Below are 20,691 nucleotides of genomic sequence, written 5' to 3'. Positions count from 1 at the left end.
TTTGTGGAGCGGATCGATGCCCGCGCGCACCGGGCGCTGGTCCACCACGGCGGTGAACTCCACGTCGCTCCCCGTCACCTGCACCTTCTTCAGGTAGAGCGGCTTGCCCTCCTTGTCGAGCACGCCCACGTCCAGCCAGTCGGCGAGCTTCAGGGGCGACTCGGTGCCCGTGCCGGTGGCCTCCATCTTCTGCGCGTGGGCGGTGACCTTCACCTCGAACTTCCCGCCGGCCAGCTCGGTGTACGTGGCCTTGAGGGCGCGGTTCTCGTAGAGGGTAATCCGCTCGAAGAAATCGCCGATGAGGTACTGCAGGTGCTCGGGGGTCACGGCGCGCAGCTCGGCGAGAAACTCCGGCGAGTTCGTGAAGGGCGGCTGCTGGAAGGCCTTCTTCTTCAGGTACGAGGCCAGGGCGCGGTTGACGTTGTCCTCGCCCACGTAGTCCTGCAGCGCGTACATCACCAGGCTGCCCTTCTTGTAGTGGACGTAGGCCTGGTTCTCCACGCGCATCAGCGGCATCTCGCGTTTGCGCTCGAAGGCGCGCCCCTGCAGGTAGCCATCCAGCTCGTAGCGCAGGAAGCGGCCCATCTTCTCCTCGCCGTACTTCTTCTTCATCACCATCAGCGCCGAGTACTGGGAGAGCGTCTCGGCCATGAGGGTGGAGCCCTGCACGTTGCCGCCGATGACCTGGTGGGCCCACCACTGGTGCGCCACCTCGTGGGCCGTCACGTAATAGGGGTAGTCCACGTCCTCGGGGTCCTTCGGGTCCACCTTGGCGATGAAGCCGATGCTCTCGGAGTACGGAATGGTGTTGGGGAAGGACTGGGCGAAGGAGGCGTAGCGGGGGAACTCGAGGATGCGCACCTGCCGGTGCTGATAGGGCCCGAAGTTCTTCGTGTAGTAGTCGAGCGAGTCCTTCACCGCCTGAATCATCCGCTCGACGTTGTACGCGTGGCCCGGGTGGTGGAGCACCTCGATGGCCACGCCGTTCCACGCGTCGCGCTTCACCTCGTAGCGCGCGGAGAGGAACGAGTAGAAGTTCAGGATGGGGCTGTCCATCGTGTAGTGGAAGTAGCGGCGGCCGTTCTGGGTCCACTCGCGCTGGAGGTAGCCGGGTGCCATGGCGATCTGGTCCGGGGAGGTGCTCACCGTGGCCTCGAACGTCACCCAGTCCGAGTCCGAGGCGATGTACGTGTTGCGCCGGGCCTCGAGGTCGTTCACGTCGGCCATGCGCTGCACCTTGGGCGCGAGCCCCTGCTTCTTGCGCGCCTGATCATCGCTCAGCTCGTAGTCTTCCACGTAGCCGAGCCTCGGCAGGAGCGTGCTGTGCAGGAAGGTGCCGTTCTCCACGAGCGCCGTCTGCGCGCCGCTGTTGCGGAAGCCGTGCGGCTCCAGGCCCAGCTCGAACTGGAGCTCGGCCGAGGCCCCCGGCAAGAGCGGCGTGGGCAGCGTGTAGGTGAAGAAGCCCAGCCGCGTGTCCTGCTCGGAGGGGGACTCGGCGCCCGCCACCGCCAGCCGGTACACCTTCACCTCGGTGGGCAGGTTCACGTAGACGGTCTTCACCGGCTCGGCCGTCTTGTTGACGAGCCCGAAGGTGCCCCGGGCGCGCATGCGCGGCTCCTCCGGGAAGAGGTCCACCGCCACCTTCACCGAGACGATGCGCGGCTGCGCCACCTTCGCGAGCGGCTTGTAGTGCTTCTCGTAGTCGGCGGCCTCCGCCTGCTGCTCCTTCTCCGGCTTGAAGGGGTTGAGGCGGTTGGTGTTGTGGAAGATGAAGGCCCCCGCGGCCAGGGCGCCCACCACGGCCACGGAGAGACCCACGCGCACTGGCAATGAAGCCCGCGCGCCGGCCAGCCGCAGCCGCCAGTGGGCCTGGCTCTCCGTGCCTCGTACCCAGAGCAGGTGCGTGACGAAGGCGAACGCCAGCGCGACGAGGGCCCAGTACGCGCGAAACCACACCATCTGCGCGAGGAAGGGCCCGTAGCCATTCATGTCCGAGTAGGTGGCCGAGGGCGAGCTGCCGTAGTTGTAGAGGTTGTGCTCGAAGCCGAGCGCCGAGGCGAACTGGCTGGCGAGCAGGTAGAGCACCATCACGAAGTGGCCCACGTACTTGTTGTCCACCACCACGTGGACGAGCACCGCGAGCAGGCACAGCAGCCACAGGTCCACCAGCCGGAAGCCGAAGAGGTCCGCGACGTAGAGGCCGGGCTCCAGGTGGGTGTAGCCGTGGAAGAGCTGCACCAACACGCCGCACACGAGCAGCACGGCGCTGAGCAGCACCTGCACGCCCATGAGCGCCAGCAGCTTGGAGAGGAAGGGCAGCCACCCCGGCACGGGCAGCGCGTCGTAGAGCTGGTGCATGCGCGCGTCGCGCTCGCGCCAGATGAGCTCGCCCGAGTAGAAGGTGATGATGATGAGGTGGAAGAGGCCGAAGCCACCGCCCACCACCTCGAGCACCATGTACGTCACCGGATAGACGGAGGTGCCGTAGATGGCGCCGAGCATGCGCGAGGTGCCGAAGACCATGATGACGCCGGCCAGCACCATCACCAGGAAGTAGACGTTCTTCACCGTCTCCTTGAGGTCCAGCCACGCCAAGCGCGGGAGCAGCCGCAGGAAGGTGGCGCCCCGGAAGTCGCGCGTGACGGAAGGCGACGCGAGCGGCGCCCGAACGGCGGCGGTCTCGGCGGAGGACTCCGCGCGGCCGCCCGCCAACGCGTGGGACCGCTGGAAGCGCAGGAGCGTGAAGCCGAGCATGGCGGCGCCCAGGCCCACCCAGAAGAGGCGGTTGAGGAGGAGCCAGCCCTCGAGCGGCACCAGACGGACGTTCTTCTCCGCGGGCGTCCAGTACTCCATGGACATGCGCAGCGCGTTCATGCCGAAGGGGTCCAACAGCGAGGCCAGCCACTTCGTGTCCAGCTCGCGCAGCAGGTTGCCGGAGATGAGGTAGCCCACGAGCAGCACCACGCTGGTGACGTAGACGGGGAGCATGCGGCGGGTGAGCGCGGCCATGCCGAAGAAGAGCGCCCCGGTGAAGAAGACGTTGGGCAGGATGCTGATGAAGTAGGGCCACAGGTACGAGCCGGGCACGGTGGGGCCCACCAGCTCCTCCTGCAGGAAGGGCATGGTGGCGCCGAAGCGCGCGCCCAGGCCGATGCTCGAGAAGATGAGGACGAGCGTGAGGAAGGCGCCCAGGAAGCGGCCGAGCAGGTACTGCGTGCGCGAGATGGGCGTGGTGAAGAAGAGCGGGTGCGTACCGTGGGCGAAGTCCTGGTGGACGGACTGGCCCATCACCCCACCGGTGACGCTGACGCCGCACAGGCCCAGCATGGTGAAGACGTTGACCAGCGTGAAGGGCGAGTTGGCGAACACCTTGCCGCCGGCGCCGACCACGACGTTCTTGAAGGCGCCGCCCGCCGCGTTCATCGCGAGGCAGGCGAGCGCGAAGAAGACGCCGAAGTACACCCAGGTGGACAGCAGCTTGAGCCGCTGGCGCAGCTCGAAGAGGGCAATGGAGAGCATGGGTGGCGCCTCAGCTCGCGGTGGCCTGGAGGGAGGGAGCGGCCTCGTGCGCGAGGTGGCCCTTGATGGCGGCGAAGTAGGCGTCCTCGAGGTCCGCCACGGCCGGCGAGAAGGAGGCGTCCGGAGCGCTCGCGCTGAAGACGTGCACGAGCGTGCGGCCCATCAGCAGCCGGTGGGAGATGACGGGCAGCTCGGCCTGGAGCTTGGGCAGCTCCGCCTTGTCCACGAACTTCTTCCAGATGCGGCCCTCGAGGCGGGAGATGATGTCCTCGGGCGCGCCGGTGAGCAGCACCTTTCCCCCGTTGAGCACGGCCATCTGCGGGCACAGGTCGCGCACGTCCGAGACGATGTGCGTGGACAGGATGACGATGACGTCCTGGCCGATTTCACTCAGCAGGTTGTGGAAGCGCACGCGCTCCTCGGGGTCGAGGCCCGCGGTGGGCTCGTCCACGATGAGCAGCTTGGGGTTGCCGAGCAGCGCCTGGGCGATGCCGAAGCGCTGGCGCATGCCGCCGGAGAAGCCGCCGAGCTGCTTGCGGCGCGCGTGGTGGAGGTTCGTCTGGTGCAGCAGCGCGTCCACCACCTGCTTGCGCTCGCGCGCGCTGGAGATGCCCTTGAGGGTGGCCAGGTGGGAGAGGAGGTCCTCGGCCGTCACCTTCGGGTAGAGGCCGAAGTCCTGGGGCAGGTAGCCGAGCACGCGGCGCACGGCGTCCTTGTCCTTCAGCACGTCGATGCCACCGAGGAAGGCACTGCCGCTGTCGGCCTCCTGGAGGGTGGCCAGGGTGCGCATGAGCGTGGACTTGCCCGCGCCGTTGGGGCCGAGCAGTCCGAACATGCCGGGCTTGATGGTGAGCGTGACGTCCTGGAGCGCCTGGGTGCCGTTGGGGTAGCGCTTGGACAGGTTCTGGATGCGGAGCTCCATGAGCCCTCCGAAGTGAGGAGGGCATCATGACATCACGGGTTGAGACGGACGATCTCCTCGTTGAGTGCGCCGGCGAAGCCCACCCAGGCGAGGTACGGCGCCATCATCCACGCGGCCCCCGGGTCCACCTTGCGCGCCGTCGCGGTGTACGCGGCGAGGCTCACCCCGAGTGCGGCGAGGTCCGCGAGCGCCCACCGCTTGCGATGCTGGCTGAAGAAGAGCGGGGTCCACAGGGCGTTGAAGCCGAGCTGCATGCCCCACAGCGTGAGCGCCCACGAGCGCTTGGGCCCGGCGGGCCGGTTCCACACGCGCCACGCGGAGAAGGACATCAATCCGTACAGCGCCGTCCACACCGGCCCGAAGACCCACGCCGGCGGCTGGAAGGGAGGTTTGCGCAGCCGCTTGTACCAGAGCTGCTTGCTGCTCGAGGCACGTCCGCCCAGCAGGGCCGAGCCCGCGGAGAGCGCCCCGAAAGCGCCCAGGGCCAGCAGCGACTCCTTGCGCAGGGACGGATTGCTCAGGTTCGTCAGCGAAGGGCTGTCCAGGTTGTATGGCTCACGCATCGTGCGTTTCCCCCATCGCAATACCGTGCGGAGCTGGGTGCCCCCTCTCCCGGGAGGGAGAGGGGATATGTCCGCGAAGCTTCCTGTCGGGAATCAGGCCGGGGCTCCGGCGGCCTCTTCGCCGACCTTCGCCTCGAGCATCGTCCCCGCCACCAGCCAGCTGCGCACCAGCGCCAGGTGCTCCTGCTCCGCGTCCAGCGCCTGCTGGAAGTCCTCGGCGATCTCGTTGTGCCCCAGCTCGCGCGCCAGCTGGATGAGCAGCTCCCAGCTCGCGTTGTCCACGAGCTCGGCCGTCAGCAGCCCGTCCAGCGCCTGCAGCAGGTTCACCCGCGGATCCACCAGCATCTTCGGCACGCCTTCGGACATGTTCGCCTGCAGCTCCGCCGCGGGCGTGAGCGCCGTGGGGTCTCCCCCCAGCTTCTCGATGGTGTGCTTCACCAGCGCGAAGTGCGACAGCTCATCCCGGCGGATCTTCTCCAACTGCTCCCGCGAGGGCCCGCCCTCCCACGTGCCGAACACGTCCAGCTTGGACAGGGCCGCCTCGTACAGCCGCACGCCGGTGCGCTCGAAGCCGGCGCGCTGGCCCAGCTTGTCGATGAAGACCGTGGCCCGGCTGCCCTTCATCAATTTCACCGCCGCCTTCACCATTCCCTTCGGCGTCGGCGGTGGCACCGAGCCCAGTCCGTCCACCTCCCGCGAGAACTCCTGGCGCACCTTCCAGATGGCCGAGGCGTCTCCCTGGCTGCTCGGTGGCCGCTGCTCGGCGCCCTCTATCTCCTTCTTGCTCTGCACCGGGTGGGCGGTGATGCCGGTCCGGTTCAACCCCATCTTGCTCGCCTTGCGCTCCATTATTGGATCCTCCCTTCGGCCACGGTGCCCACGCGCTCGGCCTCATCCGAGAGCTCGGTGCCCGGACGCCAGCGGTAGCCCGCGGAGGCGATGTCCGACGGCGAGCCCTCCGAGTTGATCATCTCGCGGTAGCGCAGCGTGCGCTCGTGCTCCTCGGCGCGCGGCACGAACCCGGTGCCCTTGGCGCTCAGGCCCTCCTCGTCGCGCAGCACCTTGCGCACGAACTCGCGGTGGGTGTCGTAGCCGATGGGCTCGGGCAGCTCCCTGGGCAGCACCTCGGCCGGGTCGCGGCCCTCGAGCTGCTGGAAGAGCCCCATCACGTAGTGCAGGTGTCCCAGCTCGTAGTCCAGGAAGCGCTGCCACACGTCCTTGAGGACGGGGTTCGACTCGTAGTGCAGGCAGCTGTAGTAGTTGTAGACCTCGTTGGCCTCGTGCAGCAGCCACTTCTCCACCCACGACTCGTCCGGGTCGCACAGCGACTCGTACTGCGTGACGTGCTGCTCCTCGATGGAGGCGATCTCCGCGTAGAGCATGCGCGCCACCGGGTCCGTGAACATGGGCCCGATGTTCATGTAGTAGGTGTGAACCTGGTTCTCGGCCGAGACGATGGTCAGCGCGTTGAGCTTGCTGATCGCATCCGCGGCGCGCTTGTCGTAGGACCGGCGCACGTCGTCCAGCGGGTGGCGGTGCTCGAGCACCGTGGGCCGCCCGGGGATGATGTCCGTGTAGCTCTGGATGATGTAGTTGGGGTCCCTGCCCGTCAGCCGGTCGTACAGCGCCGAGTAGCGGTAGAGGTGATCGAAGTCCTCGAGCATGCCGAAGCGGTAGGTCTGCGCGAGGTACGGGTCGGGCTCGTGCTGGGCCACGCTCGCCGTCACCTCGATGGCCGTCTGCTCGTAGCCGAGCGTGGTCTCGAGCGGATTCTGGTTCGGCGGGTTCATCCAGTTGACCAGCGTCTGCTGGTGCTGCTCCACCCGGCGGATGAGGGCCAGCGACTCGCGCAGCTCGCGGTTCATCCGCGCGCAGGCATGGCTGAAGCGCACCGACTCGGATTCGATGCCGTTCATCAGGATGACGCGCACCCGCGTGAAGGCGTCGTCATCCAGCTTGCTGAAGGTGCGCCGCGTGAGGTCCTTCCAGGTGAACTTCTGGCGGTCCAGCGGGACACCCTTCTCCTTGAATAGATCCAGGGCCACTTCCAACTCCTTTGAGTTGCTCGGGGGTCATGGCTGGCCGGATGGTCTCCAGGCCCCTCGGGTTCGCCGGTAAAGCTCCGACTCACCTCCAGGGGCGGCAATGGACCCGGGATAGATGCGGCCATGGAGCCGGGCTCCTCCGCCTGGGGTACACGAGGGGCTGCGACGGAGTGCCCGCCCGGACGCTCCACGGACGGCCGGGCACGAAAAAGCCCGCCGGGTCATGAGGACCCAGGCGGGCTGGCGAAACCGCGGTGCGAGCGAGCGCGGCTAGTTCTTGCTGTCGTCGCCCTTGTCGTCGCCCGACTCGTCCTCGAGCTCGTACTTCTTCACCTTCAGCACGGGGTTGAGGCGGTAGGCGCAGGTGCCGGTGCCGGACAGCTTCTCCGAGTCCTTGAGCTTCAGGCTGATGACGGCGTGGTGCTTGCCACTGGCCTCGATCTTCATCGCCTTGAAGATGCCCTCGATCTTCACGCCCGGGTTGATGGCGCTGGCGGGCACGATGAGATCGCACACGGTGCCGTCGGTCTCCTCCACGGCGCCCGCGATGCGGTACTTGTCCGAGCCCTCCGCCGCGGTGCCCTTCAGCTTCAGGCGCATCTGCGTGATCTTCCCCTCGGGCACGGCGAGGTCGCCGAGCGGCTTCGTCGCGTCGTTGCGCACCGTCATGAGATCGAAGGAGTGCTCCTCGGACGACACCTGCTCCCAGTGCTTGGAGGAGTCCTCGATCTTCGAGCCCTCGACCTTGTCGTCGTCGGCCTCGTCCGTCTTGGTGGCCACGTCCTCGACGTGCACCCAGATTTCGCTGACGGTCACCGTGACCGACTTCACCGTGGTGAGGTCCACGGACTCGCTGAGCGAGGAGCGGACGGAGGAGAGCGTGGTGTTCTCGGCCGCGTCATCGCTGTTGATGTCGAGGCTGAGCGAGCCACCGCCACAAGCGGCGAGGAACAGCGGGGCAACGAGCAGAAAATTGCGCTTCATGTGAATGGTCCTTCCTACGAGTCCGGCCCTGAGACGGGAAAAGGACCCGGCCATTCATCGTCCGGCCACGGCCCCGGGGGTACCCTCCACGGGGCCAACGTGGGCGGATGTCAGCGCGTGACGGCCTGGCTGAGGGCGCGGTGCACGGCCTCGAGTGCCTTGCGGGCCTCGAGCAGCTCGGCGCGTTCGGCGGTGAGCGAGGCCACCTGCTGGGCCAGCACATCACGCTCGCCCTGGAGCGAGTCCACGGCGCGGCGCAGGGCGGCGGTCTCGTCCTTGGCGGACTCCAGCTCGCTGGCGAGCCGCTCCTCCTCGAAGAGGCTGTCGGCCAGGGCCTTCTTCGCCTCGGCGACGGCGGCCTCGAGCGTGGTGCGCTCCTGGGCGGAGGCCTGCATGGCCTGACGCGCCTCCTGAAGGGAGAGCAGGGCCTCGTCGCGCTCGCCCTCGAGGGCGGCCAGCTCGCGCTCGAGATCGGCCAGCAGCTTTCCCCGGCCCTCCATCTCGGTGGCGAGCCTGCGGGCCTCGTCCATGCGCAGACGGGCCTCCTCGGTGGCCTTCTCCGCCTGGCGCCGCGACACCTCCAGCTCCTGGGTGAGCGAGAGGTTGAGGCCCTTCACCTTGGTGAGCTCGGTCTGAAGCGCGGAGATGCGCTCCACCGCGCGCAGGCCCGCCTCGGCGACGCTGGCCGGCAGGGGCTCGGGGCGCGGGTTCTCGCGCACCGCCTTGAGGCGCTCCTTGAGGCGCTCGCGGCGGGCGGTGGTGTCCAGGTCCTCGCGGGGCGAGGCCGGCGTCTGCACCTCCACCTCGTCCTCGGGCGCCTCGGCATGGGCCACCGGCGCGGCGCGCACCGGAGCGGCGGCCTCCACGGCGCGAGGCTCCGGGAGCGAGGGCGCGCGCAGGGCGGCCTCAATCACCTCGGAGGCGGAGGGGCGCGGGGCACGGGCGCGCTCGATGCGGGCACGCACCTCGGCGGACAGGTCGTTGGCGGCGGCCACCGGCTCGGGAGCGCGGACGGGCGCGGCGGAGGCCACCGGCTCGGGCTCGGGCTGCTGGGCCACGGGCTCCTGGGCGAGGGCCTGCTCGGGCTCGCGCGGCTCCTCGGGCGCGGCGGGGTCGACGACGCCGGTGAATGCTCCCAGACGGAGGCGCGGCTTGGCGCGGGACACGTTCTGTTCGAAGGCCTTCTTCATGGGCGAGCCTGAAAGCGGAAGAGGAGGAGGGGGACGTCAACCGGCCTGCTGCGCACCGCTATCGCTACCGGGAGTCGCGCCCACCCGCAAGCGCGGAAGCACGTTCTGGATGAGGGCCTCGATGTCGTTGGCCCCCTTGGAGTTGGGGTCGGCGACGAAAACGGGCCGGCCCTCGCTGGAGGCCTGGGCGAACTTGGTGCACTGCCGGATGATGGTGGGCAGCAGGTACTCAGGGTAGTGCGTCTGGAGGGCCTCGAGCGCCTCCTTCGCCAGCTTGAAGGTGGCGTTGAAGGAGTTGACCACGATGAAGACGTGGTCCAGCACGTGGTTGAGGTCCTCCTCCAGGCTGTTCACCGTCTCGAAGAGCAGCTTGAGGCCGTGGAAGGAGAGGAAGTCGGCCAGCACCGGCACGAACAGGTCGTTGGCCGCCATCAGCGCGTTGAGGTTGAGCAGGCCGAAGGAGGGAGGCGCGTCGAAGACGATGACGTCGTATTGGGCCTCCACCTCCTTGAGGGCGTTGCGCAGCTTGAACTCGCGCCCCGACATGGGCATCAGCGCCAGGTCCACCGTGGACATGGTGAGGTTGGACGGGACGAAGTGCAGGTTGGGCAGGGCGCTCTTCTGGATGACCTCGCTCATGGGCGCCTTGCGCACCAGGACGTTGAGGAGCGTCTTCTCGAAGTCCTCGCCCTCGAAGCCCAGGCACTTGGTGGCGTGGCCCTGGCTGTCGAGGTCGACGATGAGGACGTTGTAGCCCAGCTCCGCCAGGCGCCAGGCGTAGGAGGTGGACAGGGACGTCTTGCCCGTGCCGCCCTTGAAGTTGAGGAAGAGCTGCTTGCGGCGGCCGAGCGACGGCGGGAAGGCGCCCAGCTGCGAGCGCAGCGCCCACACCTCGGTGCCGGAGTAGCTGTCCTGCTTCAGCGCCGAGGCGATGGACTTCGGTGGCAGGCCGAGCATCTCGGCCACCTGCTTGGAGCTGTACGTCGGCGCATCCATGAAGAACCCTTCGTCGAATCCCGGGGGGGGCGCATACCTTGCCTCAAGCGGCGAAGTATTTGAGCCCCCTCCTTATGATCGCCCCCCTGGCCACCAGCAGGGCGAGCGCCTCCTCCGCCAGCTCGGGGGGTGCGGAGATACCGGAAGCCAGCTCCCCGAGCGAGCGGCCCCGGATGGCGGCGCGAATCTCCGACATGAGGGGGCCGCACAGGGCCTCGGCCGGAGAGGCCGGCGTGCGCGAGGTGGGGCGCGGGGCGGGCTGGGTCGCCGCCTTGGCGGGAGCGGCGGAGGTGGCGGCGAGCCGGACGGCCTGGGTGGAGCTGCGCACGGGCGCGGCGGCCGGAGCCGGAGCGTGGTGGGCCGAAACGGGAGCCGGAGCGCGCGGCGCGGGAGCCGGGGCGGGCGCGGGGCGCACGGGCGCGGCGGCTACTGGAACCGGGGCCGGAGACGGGACGGACGCCACGGGAGGCTCCACGGCGGGGCGCGCGGGAGCCCTCGGCATGAGCGAGGCGCGCACGGGCTGCACGGGGAGCCCGGCGAGCCGGCGGATTTCGCGGCGGCGGCGGCCCTCGTCCATGTCCACCACGGCGGAGACGTCGTGGCCGAGGATGCGCGAGAGGCTCTGCGAGGCCGAGCGGCGCACGCGCACCTCTCCATCCTTGAGGGCCTCGAGCAGCAGCGCGCGGGCGTGCTCCCCACTGCCGGCCCCGAGCGCCAGGGCGGCGAGGCTGCGCACCTCGGGATCCGGGTCGTGAATGGCCTCCTCGCCCAGACGGCGCGCGTTCTCCCCTTCCAGGCCGAGCGCGAGCAGCGAGGCGCGCCGGCGCACGGAGCGGTCCGGATCCTTCACCGCCTGCGCGAGGTGGGGCGCGGCCTCCTGGGGCGAGAGGGCCAGCAGCGCCTTGAGGGAGGCGATGCGCACCTCGGGCACGGTGGAGGACAGCAGGGGCGACACCACCGAGGCGCCCTGCTCCTTGCCCACCTCGGCGAAGGCGGCGAGCAGGGCCACCTGCACGGTGGCGTCCTTCTCCGCGTGCAGCGCGGTGGCCAGGGCGGGCGCGGCGGCCGGCTGGCCCAGGGCCTTGAGGCGCTCGGCGGCGCGCACGCGCGAGGTGGCATCCGGCGCCGACAGCTCGCGCACGGAGAAGCCGAAGAGCGACTCGTCACCGCCGCCCGAGAGCTCCGCCAGCTGCCCGGGGCTCACCGCCAGCCGCCCCTCCAGGAAGAGGCGCTGCGCGTGCTGCATCACGGGCGACACCCCCGCCGTGGAGGCCACCCTCGCGAGCGCGGGAGCCGGCTCCACCTCGGCGGTGCGCGGCGGCTCGGACGGCGCGGGCCACGGATAGGCGGGAGCGGACACCACGGGACGCTCGAGCGCCTCGCTGCGCAGCTGCGAGATGAAGGAGGCGAGGTCGATGCCCAGGCCGTCCTCGTCGTCCTCCTCGCGCTCGCGGTCCGAGGTGCGGATGCGGCTGGCCTCCAGCAGCTTGCCCAGCAGCTGGCTGCGCTCGGTGCGCAGGGCCTGGTTGAGGCGGGTGAGCTCCTCGCGATCGGCGCCCATGCGGCCCACGCGGACCTCGAGCTCGGCCACCTCGCGCCGCAGCACCAGCTCGCGCTCCTCCGACAGCGACAGCTCACGCCGCAGGTGCTCCAGCTCCTCGCGCGTGGACGTCAGCTCGTGGTGGAGCTGCTCGGCACGGGCCTCGAAGTAGACAATCTTTTCGAGTGCGCTCTTGAGCAGCGCGTCCGGACGCTCGTCGCTCACAGCCTGACCAGCCCTCCCTACCGGGGCACGCCTGGAGCCCTGGCGCGCCTGGGAACGCGGGGGACTCCGGTACCCGGGGACCCCCGGGAGCCCGCCACCCTATGTCAGAATGTGATGATAGGTAAACCCCTGAAATAGTTGGGACTTTTCCGCCGCGCCCCCCCTCGGGGGTTGACAATCGCGCCGGAGCCGATTTCTCGGGCCTCCGAGCGATCGCGGCCTTCCCTCCCCCTCCCCTCCCGCCCGGCGGCCCCCTGGACGGCCCGGCCTCCAGCCCCCGGCGGGATGTCGATTCATGGCCGACTCCAAAAGTTATCCGCTGACACGTTACTCCTGGAGTCATATAACCCAGGGAGTCAGTGGACGGAGCCGAGGAACAAGCATGGCGTCGAAGACTACTTTTCCAGTCAAGTCAGAGCAGACAACCCATACCCGGCGTACCCCACGTGGCGGGAAGGAATCCCCGGATCGGGGCAAACGAGAGGCGAAGCTGAAGTTGTCCAAGGCCCTGGGAGACGGGGCCCGCAAGGCGCGGCAGCAGGCGGGGCTGACCCAGGCGGACGTGGCCGAGCGCATCGGCGTGGCCACGGAGGTGTACGGGCGGCTGGAGCGGGGGTTGCTGATGCCGAGCGTCCCCACGCTGCGCCGGTTGTGCGTGGCGCTGCGCCTGCAGGCGGATGTGCTGCTGTCGCTCGGCACGGGCATCCCCCCCCCCTGGGCCGAGCCGCTCCCCCCGCCCGAGAAGGAGGGGCCCCAGATGCGGCGGCTGATGCGCCATGTGCGCAAGCTGAACCCCGCGCAGCTCCGGGCCCTGTCCATGGTGGCGGCCACGCTGCTGCGTGAGGGCTGAGCCACCCCGTCCCCCTGTCCCGGCCAGCCCCCGGTGGGCCCTCCTGGAGGAGGGACTCGCCGGGGGCCTGGGTGGTCCGCCACGTCCGGAGCTATGCTCCCGCGCCGTGCGCTCCGCAGAAGGACTCGACGACTACCTCCGCGACCCCGTCGGCCGCTACCTGATGGGGGAGAGCTTCCTGCACTGGTACGCCTCGCCCGAGGTGTGCGGCTTCACCGTGTGGGGCCGGCCGGGGGAGGCGCAGATTCAGCGGCTCACCCAGGTGTTGGACGTGGAGCTGGCGCCCGCGGCGCCCCACGTGTCGCTGGTGGACGCGCGCCGGGTGGAGGCCCCGGACGCCAACGGCCTGGCCGTGCTGGTGAAGTACATGGCGCCGCGCATCTCCGCCTTCTCCCAGACGGTGAAGCGCCAGGCGCTGGTGCGTCCCGAGGGCATGGCGGGCGCGGTGGTGGGCGGCTTCTACAGCCTCGTGAGCTCCGGCTACCCCACGCGCGCCTTCGCGGACCCGCTCGAGGCGCTCGCCTGGCTGGGCCGTCCCCCGGACGAGTCGCGCGCCCTCATGGACGAGCTCAACGATCTCGTCACGCGGCTGATGGGCCAGTCGCCGCTGCTCAGCGAGCTGCACCGGGTGCTGCGCCACCGGCTGGTGGACGCCACCCTCGCGGACGTGGCGCGGGAGCTGGGCATGTCCGAGCGCACGCTCCAGCGCCGCCTGCGCGAGTCCGGCACCTCCTTCCAGTCCGAGCTCAACACCGTGCAGGTGCGCATCGCCCAGGCCCTGCTGCTGGAGAGCGATGCGAAGCTCACCGCCGTGGCCGTGGAGGTGGGGTGTGCCTCGCTCCAGCACTTCAGCAGCCTCTTCCGCAAGATGACGGGCGAGTCCCCCAGCGCCTGGCGCGCCCGGCACCGCAAGGCGGGCTAGTCGTCCCCGGACCTGTCTGGCCTCCTGCGCGGCGCGCGTAGGGCCGGGCATGACGCGTGCTCTTCCTCCCGGCGAACCCCTCTATTACCGACCTCACGGCGGGCCTCCACCTCGAGCTCCCTGGCGGCCCGCCCGGCCGTCAGGGCCCTCTCAGGCCGCCGCCGCCGCCGCGAGCTCCGCCACCGCGGGCAGTACCAGCACGAAGCGCGCGCCGCCCTCGGGACGGTTCTCCGCGTGGAGCGTGCCCCCGGCGCGGCCCACGTACTCGCGGCACAGCGCCAGCCCCAGCCCGGTGCCCTTGCCCGGCGGCTTGGTGGTGAAGAAGGGCTCGAAGAGCCGCGCCTGTACCTCGGCAGACAGCCCCGGGCCGTTGTCCTCCACCTCCAGCCGCACCGTGCCCTCCACCCGCCGCGCCCGCAGCAGGATGAGCGCCCGGCGCGCGGGCACCGCCATCTCCACCGCGTCCGCCGCGTTGAGCAGCAGGTTCACCAGCACCTGCACCAACCGCCGCTGCCCCAGCCTCACCGGGGGCAGTCCCGGCGCCACGTCCAGCGACACCTCGCCCAGGCTGCGCAGGCGCACCGACGCCAGCCGCTTCGCCTCGCACATGGCGTCCTCGGCCAGCCCCTCCTCCGCCGACTCCCCCGTCTCCTCGCGCGAGAAGCGCCGCAGGTCCATGACGATCTGCTGGATGCGCAGCACGCCCTGCTGCGTCTCCGCCAGCACGTCCGCCAGCTCCGCCCGGTCCAGCACGGCCTCCTCGCACAGCAGCTCCTGCTGGAGGAAGCCCAGGTTGGACTTCACGAAGGCCAGCGGGTTGTTCACCTCGTGCGCCACGCCGGCCGCCAGCTGCCCCACCAGCACCAGCCGCTCCACCTCGGCGCGCTCGCGCTCGGCGCGCACCCGGCGGCGCTCGCTCTCGGCCAGCTGCTCCAGCACCGCCAGCCGCTCGCGCTGCGCCTCCAGCACATGCCGCTGCGCCGCCGCCTCCGTGTCCCGCATACGCCGGTACGTCTGCGCCGCGAAGTAGGCCAGCACCCCCACGATGCCGAAGCCCGCGACCTGCAGCGCCAGCTTGCCCCACGGCATTCCGGCCAGCACGTCCAGCACCGCCACCGTCACCACCGTCGCCACGCTCCCCAGCACCGTGGGCACGCGCGTGTCCGGGGTGAACATGGCGATGAGCAGGGGCACCGCGGCCAGCAGCGGGAAGTAGGGACTGTCCGGCCCCCCGGTGAAGTGGATGAAGCCCACCGACGCCACCAGGCTCACCAGCCCCGCGTGCACCCCCGCCAGCCTCGGGGAGAGCCAGTCGCGGCTCATCCCCAGGCCCAGCACCACGAAGCTCGCGCTCCAGCCGCATTGCAGCAGCACGAGCTCCCCCACCACGCGCCCCGACACCACGCAATAGGGCACCGCGGCCACCATGAAGAGGGCCGCGCAGACGAAGTAGTTCTTCCTCTTCACCCGGAGCAGCGCCTGCAACTCGGAGGAGTCCGCCGTCATCGGGGGCCGACTGTAACACTCCGGCCATTCCCCGGGTGGGGACGCGCCACCCCTCCGGAGAAGTCGGACCCCCAAAGGCCCCAGGGGGCCGGCACGCTCAGTCCGCGTAGGCGCGTTGGGCCGCCGGGCGCGCCAGGTGCCGCTGCATATAGGACTGGAGCCCGGGGAAGCCGGCGAGCGCCCCGAACATGTTGGCGAAGGAGAGCGTCGCGCTCACGAGCACGTCCGCCACGCTGAAGCTCTCGCCGACGATGAACTCGCGGCCGCCCAGCTCCTGGTCCAGCACGCGCAGCGCCGGCTCCAGCTGCTGCCGGGCACGCTCCGCCAGCGCCGGCTGACGCTCGGCCTCGGGCAGGAAGCGCGTGTGCTGGGCGAGCGTGACGATGGGCGGCTCGAGCGTGGCCAGGGAGAACATGCACCACTGGTAGTACTCGCCCCGGTCGTGCGTGCCGGGCGCCGGGGCCAGCTTCTTGTCCGCGTACTTGTCCGCCAGGTAGAGGCAGATGGCGCCCGACTCCAGCAGCACGCCGTTCGAGTCCTCCAGCGCGGGCACCACGCCGAGCGGGTGCACCTTGAGGTACTCGGGAGACTTGTGCTCGCCCTTGCGCAAATCCAGCCGCAGCAGCTCGTAGGGGATGCCCAACTCCTCAAGCACCCAGCGGGGACGGTGACCGCGGGTGAACTGGCTGTAGTAGAGCTTCATCATGGCTTCTCCGTGCGCCGGCGCGAGAGCCGCCGCGTCTGGCCCAGGCGGATGCCGCCGGGGGTCCCCTTCTTCGCCGAGCCCGTGCCCCCAGACAAGATGGGATCCGGGCACACCGAGCGCAGCCGGCACCCGCGGCACTCGGCCCCACTCCACACGGACTCGTAGAGCGCCGTCACCCGGTCGATGACGTCGAAGTCCTCGGTGACGAAGCCCATTTCGAAGTTGCGTACGTCCTCGCCCTTGGCCCCCAGCCCGGCCCCAGTGAGGTTGGCGCTCCCCAGATAGGCCCACGCCCCGTCCACCAGCACCGTCTTGAAGTGCACCCGCGGGCACACCTTCAGCTCCAGGCCGCCCTTCACGAGGCGCGAGCGCTTGTCGAACTCCGCCCGGAAGGGCCGGCTCGGCAGCTCCGCGTGCAACAGGCGCAGCGCCACCCCGCGCGCCGCCAGGGCGTCGAGCACCTCCAGCAAGGGCACGAAGCGTCCGGCCTGCTCCACGTACATGGCCTTCACGTTGGCCGTCGAAATCCACACCGACTCGCGCGCGTGCGCCAGCTTGCCCAGCACCACTTCCCGGTACAGCGCGCCGCCGTCGAGCAACTCCGCCTGGATGGACCGCATACCCACATCCTCGCACATCCCCGGAGGAGGGGCGAGCTTCCCCAGGGCGGGGCGGGAGCTGACTCCGGGTCATTGACAACTGACCGGGGCTCACTTAATTGATGACTCATGGTCAGCAACAGCGCGAAGCGGGCGATGCCGCAGCGGGCGCGGAAGGAAGAGGACAAGGAGGCGCGGCGGCGCCAGCTGCTGGACGCGGCGCTCGAGCTGTACCGGGCCACCTCGTATGCCGAGGTGAAGATGGCGGACGTGGCGGAGCGGGCGCGGCTGGCCAAGGGGACGGTGTTCCTCTACTTCCCCACCAAGGAGGCGCTCTTCCTGGCGCTGCTGGAGGAGCAGCTCTTCGCCTGGTTCGCACGGCTGGAGGAGACGCTGGCGCGGGGCGAGGGCCGGTGGACGGGGGCGCGGGTGGCGCGCACGGTGGCCGAGTCGCTGGAGGGCGAGGAGCCGCTCACCCGGCTGCTGGCGCGGCTGCAGACGGTGCTGGAGCAGAACGTCACGGCGGAGCAGGTGCGCGGCTTCAAGGAGCGGCTGCTGGAGGCGGTGGTGCGGGCCGGCGCGCTGGTGGAGAAGCGGCTGTCCTTCCTCGAGCCCGGCGAGGGCGTGCGCTTCTTCCTCCATGCCCACGCGCTGGTGGTGGGCCTGCGGCAGATGGCGGACCTGGCCCCCGTGGTGCGCGAGGTCCACGAGGCCGCCCCGCATCTCGAGCCCCTGCGCGTCGACTTCATCCGCGAGCTGACCGAGGCCCTCGCTGGCCTGCTGCGCGGGCTCGAAGCGCGCTGAGCCCCGAGGCAGGAGCGCGTCCAGGCGTGAACATTCCCATCGCCCCTCCCCGGCCCGTTGGCTAGAGAATGACGTAGAGCCCGGGAGGGGCACGGTCCGAAGCGAAGCGAACCCCAGAGGAGACGAAGCGATGCGCGTGGTGAGCATGGACGAACAGGCTCGGAAGAACCCCTTCCAGGAGACCTTCGAGCGCCTGCGGGCCCGGCGCTGGGAGCTGGCGCAAACGAGCGCCAGGGAGAGCATCGCGCGGCTCAAGAAGCTGCGCAGCACGCTCGTGGAGCGGCGCGAGGCCCTCTACCAGGCCATCCACCAGGACTTCCGCAAGCCGGCGGCCGAGGTGGAGAGCAGCGAGATGTTGATGGCGCTGGTGGAGCTCGACCACGCCATCAAGCACCTGGGCAGGTGGATGAAGCCGCGCAAGGTGGGCACGCCCGTGCTGCTCACCGGCACGCGCAGCGAGGTGCGCTACGAGCCCAAGGGCGTGGTGCTCATCATCTCGCCGTGGAACTACCCCTTCCAGCTGGCCATCGCACCGCTGGTGGGGGCGGTGGCGGCGGGCAACTGCGTGATGCTCAAGCCGAGCGAGAAGACGCCGCACACGGCCGCCTTCATCGAGCAGCTGGTGCGCGACGTGTTCGACCCGTCCGAGGTGGCGGTGGTGCAGGGCGGGCCGCAGGAGAGCCAGGCGCTGCTGGAGCTGCCCTTCGACCACTTCTTCTTCACCGGGGGCCCGCGCGTGGGGCGCCTGGTGATGGAGGCGGCGGCGAAGCACCTGGCCGGGGTGACGCTGGAGCTGGGCGGCAAGTCGCCCGCCGTGGTGGACGAGTCCGCGGACCTCAAGGTCGCCGCCGAGCGCATCGCCTTCGGCAAGTTCCTCAACGGCGGCCAGACGTGCGTGGCGCCGGACTACGTGCTCGTGCCCGCCGCGAAGGAGGAGGAGTTCCTCACGCGGATGCGCGAAACCATCGAGCGCTTCTACGGAAAGACGGAGGACGCCCGGAAGGCCAACCCGGACTTCTGCCGCATGGTGGATGACGGGCAGTTCAACCGGGTGAACCGGCTGATGGAGCGCTCGGTGCAGGGCGGGGCGCGCGTGGTGGTGGGCGGCACGGTGGACGCGGCCAGCCACTACATCGCTCCCACGGTGCTCGCGGACGTGAAGCCCGAGGCCCCCATCATGGAGGAGGAAATCTTCGGCCCGGTGCTGCCGGTGCTGCGCTACGAGCGGCTGGACGACGCGGTGAAACACATCCGCTCGGGCACCAAGCCCCTGGCCATGTACATCTTCAGCCAGGACCGCCGGGCGGTGGACAGGCTCCTCTCGGAGACCTCCGCGGGCGGCACCTGCGTGAACACGACGATGATGCACTTCTCGCACGCGGACCTGCCCTTCGGCGGCATCGGCGAGAGCGGTGTGGGCAACTACCACGGCGAGTATGGCTTCAAGACCTTCAGCCATGAGCGCGCCGTGCTGCGTCAGGGGCCGCTGTCGTTCCTGCACACCTTCTTCCCGCCCTACACGCAGAAGGCGAAGAAGATGGGGCGCATGGCCAGCCGTCTCTTCGAGTAGAAAGGCGGCGTGCTGACCGTCGACCCCCACCCGCTGCTGGACGTGGTGGCCTTCGAGGCCACCTTCCCGTCTGCCCTGTCCGCCTCGCCCTCGCCCGAGTGGCTGGTGGCGCTGCTCGAGCCGGACGCGCCGGCGCCCCTGAGCGCCGATGACGCCGTGCGCGGTGCGGTGAGGGACTTGCTGCGCCACGGCGGTTACAAGCCCACGGGCCGGGGCAAGCCGGCCTCGGAGTACCTGGTGCGGGCCGCGGGGGAGGGCTCGCTGGGCTCCATCAACGCCGCGGTGGACGTGTGCAACGCGGTGTCGCTGCACAGCGGACTGCCCATCAGCGTGGTGGACCTGGACCTGGCGAAGCCGCCCCTGCGCATCGGCCTTGCTCCCGAGGGCGCCTCGTATGTCTTCAACGCCTCGGGGCAGAGCATCGACCTGGCGGGCCTGCTGTGCCTCTTCGACGCCGAGGGCCCCTGCTCCAACGCGGTGAAGGACGCGCAGCGCACCAAGACGCGGGGCGACACGCGCCGCACCCTCACCGTGCTGTGGGGGACGAAGGCCCTGGCCGGACGCACCGAGAAGGCCTTCGGCTGGTACCGCGAGCTGCTCGAGCGGCTGGGCGCGACGGTGGAGCGGCGGTCCTGAGCGCCCCCGAGCTCGCTCCCCTTCTGGCGAATGGAGCACGCGCGTTGTCGGCGGCCTGGGGCCGGCCGGTGCTGCTCGGTGCGCCCGAGTTGCTCAAGGCCGAGTCCCGCGCCGTGGTGGTGCGCGCCCAGGCACGCGGCGGCCCGGTGCCCACCGTCATCCTCAAGCACTTCCCGGACGAGCTGGTGTGCGGGCTCGACGACTGGGCGGGCGCGGAATTCCTCACCCGCCAGGGCTTGGACGTGGGGCCCCGCTTCCTCGCGGGCGACGTGGCCGCGCGCCTCTTCGTGTTAGAGGACCTCGGGCCCGGGCGCTCGCTGGAGGACGCGCTGCGCGGAGAGGATGCGCGCGCCGCCACCGGCGGACTGATCGCCACCGCGCGGCTCACCGGACAGCTCCACGCCCGGACGATGGGCTTGAAGTCCGAGTACGACCTCGTCCGCCAGGCGCTGCCTCCCCGGCCCCAGCGCGTGCGGGTGGAGAACGCGCGCTACCTGCTCGAGCACGAGGGACGGCTGCTGCGCTGGCTCGCGGCGGTGGACGCCGAGGCCGCCCCGGGCATGCACGAGGACCTCGAGACGGTGGCGCGCACGCTGGCGGACCCCGGGCCCTTCCTCACCTTCACGCATGGGGACCTCGCGCCGGGCAACGTCCTCTTCACCCCCAACGGCCCGCGCGTGCTCGACTTCGAGTACGCGGGCATGCGCCACGCGCTGTACGACGCGCTGATGTGGCTCGTCACCCTGCCCCTGCCCGACGAGCTCGTGTCCCGCGCGGACATCACCCACCGCATCACCCTCTCGTCGCAGTGCGAGGCGGCCCAGGTGGACTCTCAGTGGGCCCGGGCCCGAGCCACGCTGGCCCTCGCGCGCACGGTGAATCTCTTCCAGTGGCTGCCCCCGCGCGTGCTGGAGGAGGACAGGGAGTGGGCTCCGGGCCTCTCCGAGCGCGCCGCCCTCCTGCACCACCTCGCGCGCTGCCACGCCCTGCTCGCGACCGCGGATGGCTTCCCGGGGCTCGCCCGCACGCTGGAGTCGCTGGAGTCCCGCCTGCGCGAGCGCTGGACGGTGCCGCCCTTCGTCTGGCCCGCGCTGCGTCAGTCCGGCTTCTGAAG

Annotated in this window: 18 protein-coding genes; 6 read left to right on the top strand and 12 right to left on the bottom strand. The window is 70.4% G+C overall.

From position 1 onward, the window contains the following. From ACJ8AN_RS28695 to ACJ8AN_RS28655, 9 genes are all read right to left on the bottom strand, one after another. On the bottom strand, positions 1-3,519 hold a 3,519-nt coding region (locus ACJ8AN_RS28695), incomplete at its 3' end, for an ABC transporter permease/M1 family aminopeptidase (RefSeq protein WP_407758685.1). Positions 3,520-3,529: 10 nt separating this feature from the next. Further along, entirely contained in the window at positions 3,530-4,441 is a 912-nt protein-coding gene (locus tag ACJ8AN_RS28690) for an ABC transporter ATP-binding protein (RefSeq protein ID WP_407758684.1), read from the bottom strand. A gap of 32 nt (positions 4,442-4,473) precedes the next feature. Next, positions 4,474-5,004, bottom strand: a complete 531-nt coding sequence (locus ACJ8AN_RS28685; RefSeq protein ID WP_407758683.1) for a TspO/MBR family protein — start codon at positions 5,002-5,004, stop codon at positions 4,474-4,476. Positions 5,005-5,097: 93 nt separating this feature from the next. Further along, entirely contained in the window at positions 5,098-5,853 is a 756-nt protein-coding gene (locus ACJ8AN_RS28680; RefSeq protein ID WP_407758682.1) for a ferritin-like domain-containing protein, read from the bottom strand. Then, positions 5,853-7,049 (bottom strand): hypothetical protein, encoded by a 1,197-nt coding sequence (locus ACJ8AN_RS28675; RefSeq protein ID WP_407758681.1) that lies wholly within the window; start codon positions 7,047-7,049, stop codon positions 5,853-5,855. Before ACJ8AN_RS28675 ends, ACJ8AN_RS28680 begins: the two co-directional genes overlap by 1 nt. Positions 7,050-7,319: 270 nt before the next feature. Continuing rightward, positions 7,320-8,033 (bottom strand): DUF4382 domain-containing protein, encoded by a 714-nt coding sequence (locus ACJ8AN_RS28670; RefSeq protein ID WP_407758680.1) that lies wholly within the window; start codon positions 8,031-8,033, stop codon positions 7,320-7,322. A 110-nt stretch (positions 8,034-8,143) separates the two neighbouring features. Beyond that, positions 8,144-9,223, bottom strand: coding sequence for an extensin-like protein (locus ACJ8AN_RS28665; RefSeq protein ID WP_407758679.1), 1,080 nt, complete (start codon positions 9,221-9,223; stop codon positions 8,144-8,146). Between the two features lie 36 nt (positions 9,224-9,259). Then, the gene (locus tag ACJ8AN_RS28660; RefSeq protein WP_407758678.1) at positions 9,260-10,219 is read right to left on the bottom strand and encodes a ParA family protein; all 960 of its coding nucleotides are present in this window, start codon (positions 10,217-10,219) and stop codon (positions 9,260-9,262) included. A gap of 43 nt (positions 10,220-10,262) precedes the next feature. Then, positions 10,263-11,984 carry a HEAT repeat domain-containing protein gene (locus ACJ8AN_RS28655; protein ID WP_407758677.1) on the bottom strand — a complete coding sequence of 574 codons (1,722 nt, stop codon included), beginning with the start codon at positions 11,982-11,984 and terminating at the stop codon, positions 10,263-10,265. 496 nt (positions 11,985-12,480) lie between these two features. Here ACJ8AN_RS28655 and ACJ8AN_RS28650 point away from each other — a divergent pair, with 496 nt between their 5' ends. Together ACJ8AN_RS28650 and ACJ8AN_RS28645 are read left to right on the top strand one after the other, a co-directional pair. Then, complete coding sequence (locus ACJ8AN_RS28650) at positions 12,481-12,834, top strand: helix-turn-helix transcriptional regulator (protein WP_407758676.1); 354 nt, start codon at positions 12,481-12,483, stop codon at positions 12,832-12,834. Between the two features lie 244 nt (positions 12,835-13,078). Then, positions 13,079-13,756 carry a helix-turn-helix domain-containing protein gene (locus ACJ8AN_RS28645; protein WP_407758688.1) on the top strand — a complete coding sequence of 226 codons (678 nt, stop codon included), beginning with the start codon at positions 13,079-13,081 and terminating at the stop codon, positions 13,754-13,756. A gap of 150 nt (positions 13,757-13,906) precedes the next feature. Here the strand turns inward: ACJ8AN_RS28645 and ACJ8AN_RS28640 are convergent, their stop codons facing one another. The 3 genes from ACJ8AN_RS28640 to ACJ8AN_RS28630 all read right to left on the bottom strand — a co-directional run bounded on the left by ACJ8AN_RS28640 (position 13,907) and on the right by ACJ8AN_RS28630 (position 16,588). Then, the gene (locus ACJ8AN_RS28640; RefSeq protein ID WP_407758675.1) at positions 13,907-15,262 is read right to left on the bottom strand and encodes a sensor histidine kinase; all 1,356 of its coding nucleotides are present in this window, start codon (positions 15,260-15,262) and stop codon (positions 13,907-13,909) included. A gap of 97 nt (positions 15,263-15,359) precedes the next feature. Next, entirely contained in the window at positions 15,360-15,968 is a 609-nt protein-coding gene (locus ACJ8AN_RS28635; protein ID WP_407758674.1) for a glutathione S-transferase family protein, read from the bottom strand. Beyond that, positions 15,965-16,588, bottom strand: a complete 624-nt coding sequence (locus ACJ8AN_RS28630; RefSeq protein ID WP_407758673.1) for a phospholipase D family protein — start codon at positions 16,586-16,588, stop codon at positions 15,965-15,967. Before ACJ8AN_RS28630 ends, ACJ8AN_RS28635 begins: the two co-directional genes overlap by 4 nt. A gap of 108 nt (positions 16,589-16,696) precedes the next feature. On the opposite strand from ACJ8AN_RS28630, the gene ACJ8AN_RS28625 reads away from it, so the two are divergent. From ACJ8AN_RS28625 to ACJ8AN_RS28610, 4 genes are all read left to right on the top strand, one after another. Then, entirely contained in the window at positions 16,697-17,371 is a 675-nt protein-coding gene (locus ACJ8AN_RS28625; protein WP_407758672.1) for a TetR/AcrR family transcriptional regulator, read from the top strand. Between the two features lie 130 nt (positions 17,372-17,501). Continuing rightward, entirely contained in the window at positions 17,502-18,941 is a 1,440-nt protein-coding gene (locus ACJ8AN_RS28620; protein ID WP_407758671.1) for an aldehyde dehydrogenase family protein, read from the top strand. Positions 18,942-18,950: 9 nt separating this feature from the next. Continuing rightward, entirely contained in the window at positions 18,951-19,577 is a 627-nt protein-coding gene (locus ACJ8AN_RS28615; RefSeq protein ID WP_407758670.1) for a phenylalanine--tRNA ligase beta subunit-related protein, read from the top strand. A gap of 44 nt (positions 19,578-19,621) precedes the next feature. After that, the gene (locus tag ACJ8AN_RS28610) at positions 19,622-20,689 is read left to right on the top strand and encodes a phosphotransferase family protein (RefSeq protein WP_407758669.1); all 1,068 of its coding nucleotides are present in this window, start codon (positions 19,622-19,624) and stop codon (positions 20,687-20,689) included. The last annotated feature ends 2 nt before the right edge of the window (positions 20,690-20,691 follow it).

This window comes from Archangium sp. (genome assembly GCF_045802675.1).
Lineage (GTDB): Bacteria > Myxococcota > Myxococcia > Myxococcales > Myxococcaceae > Archangium.
This window is presented reverse-complemented; position numbering and strand designations above follow the sequence as displayed.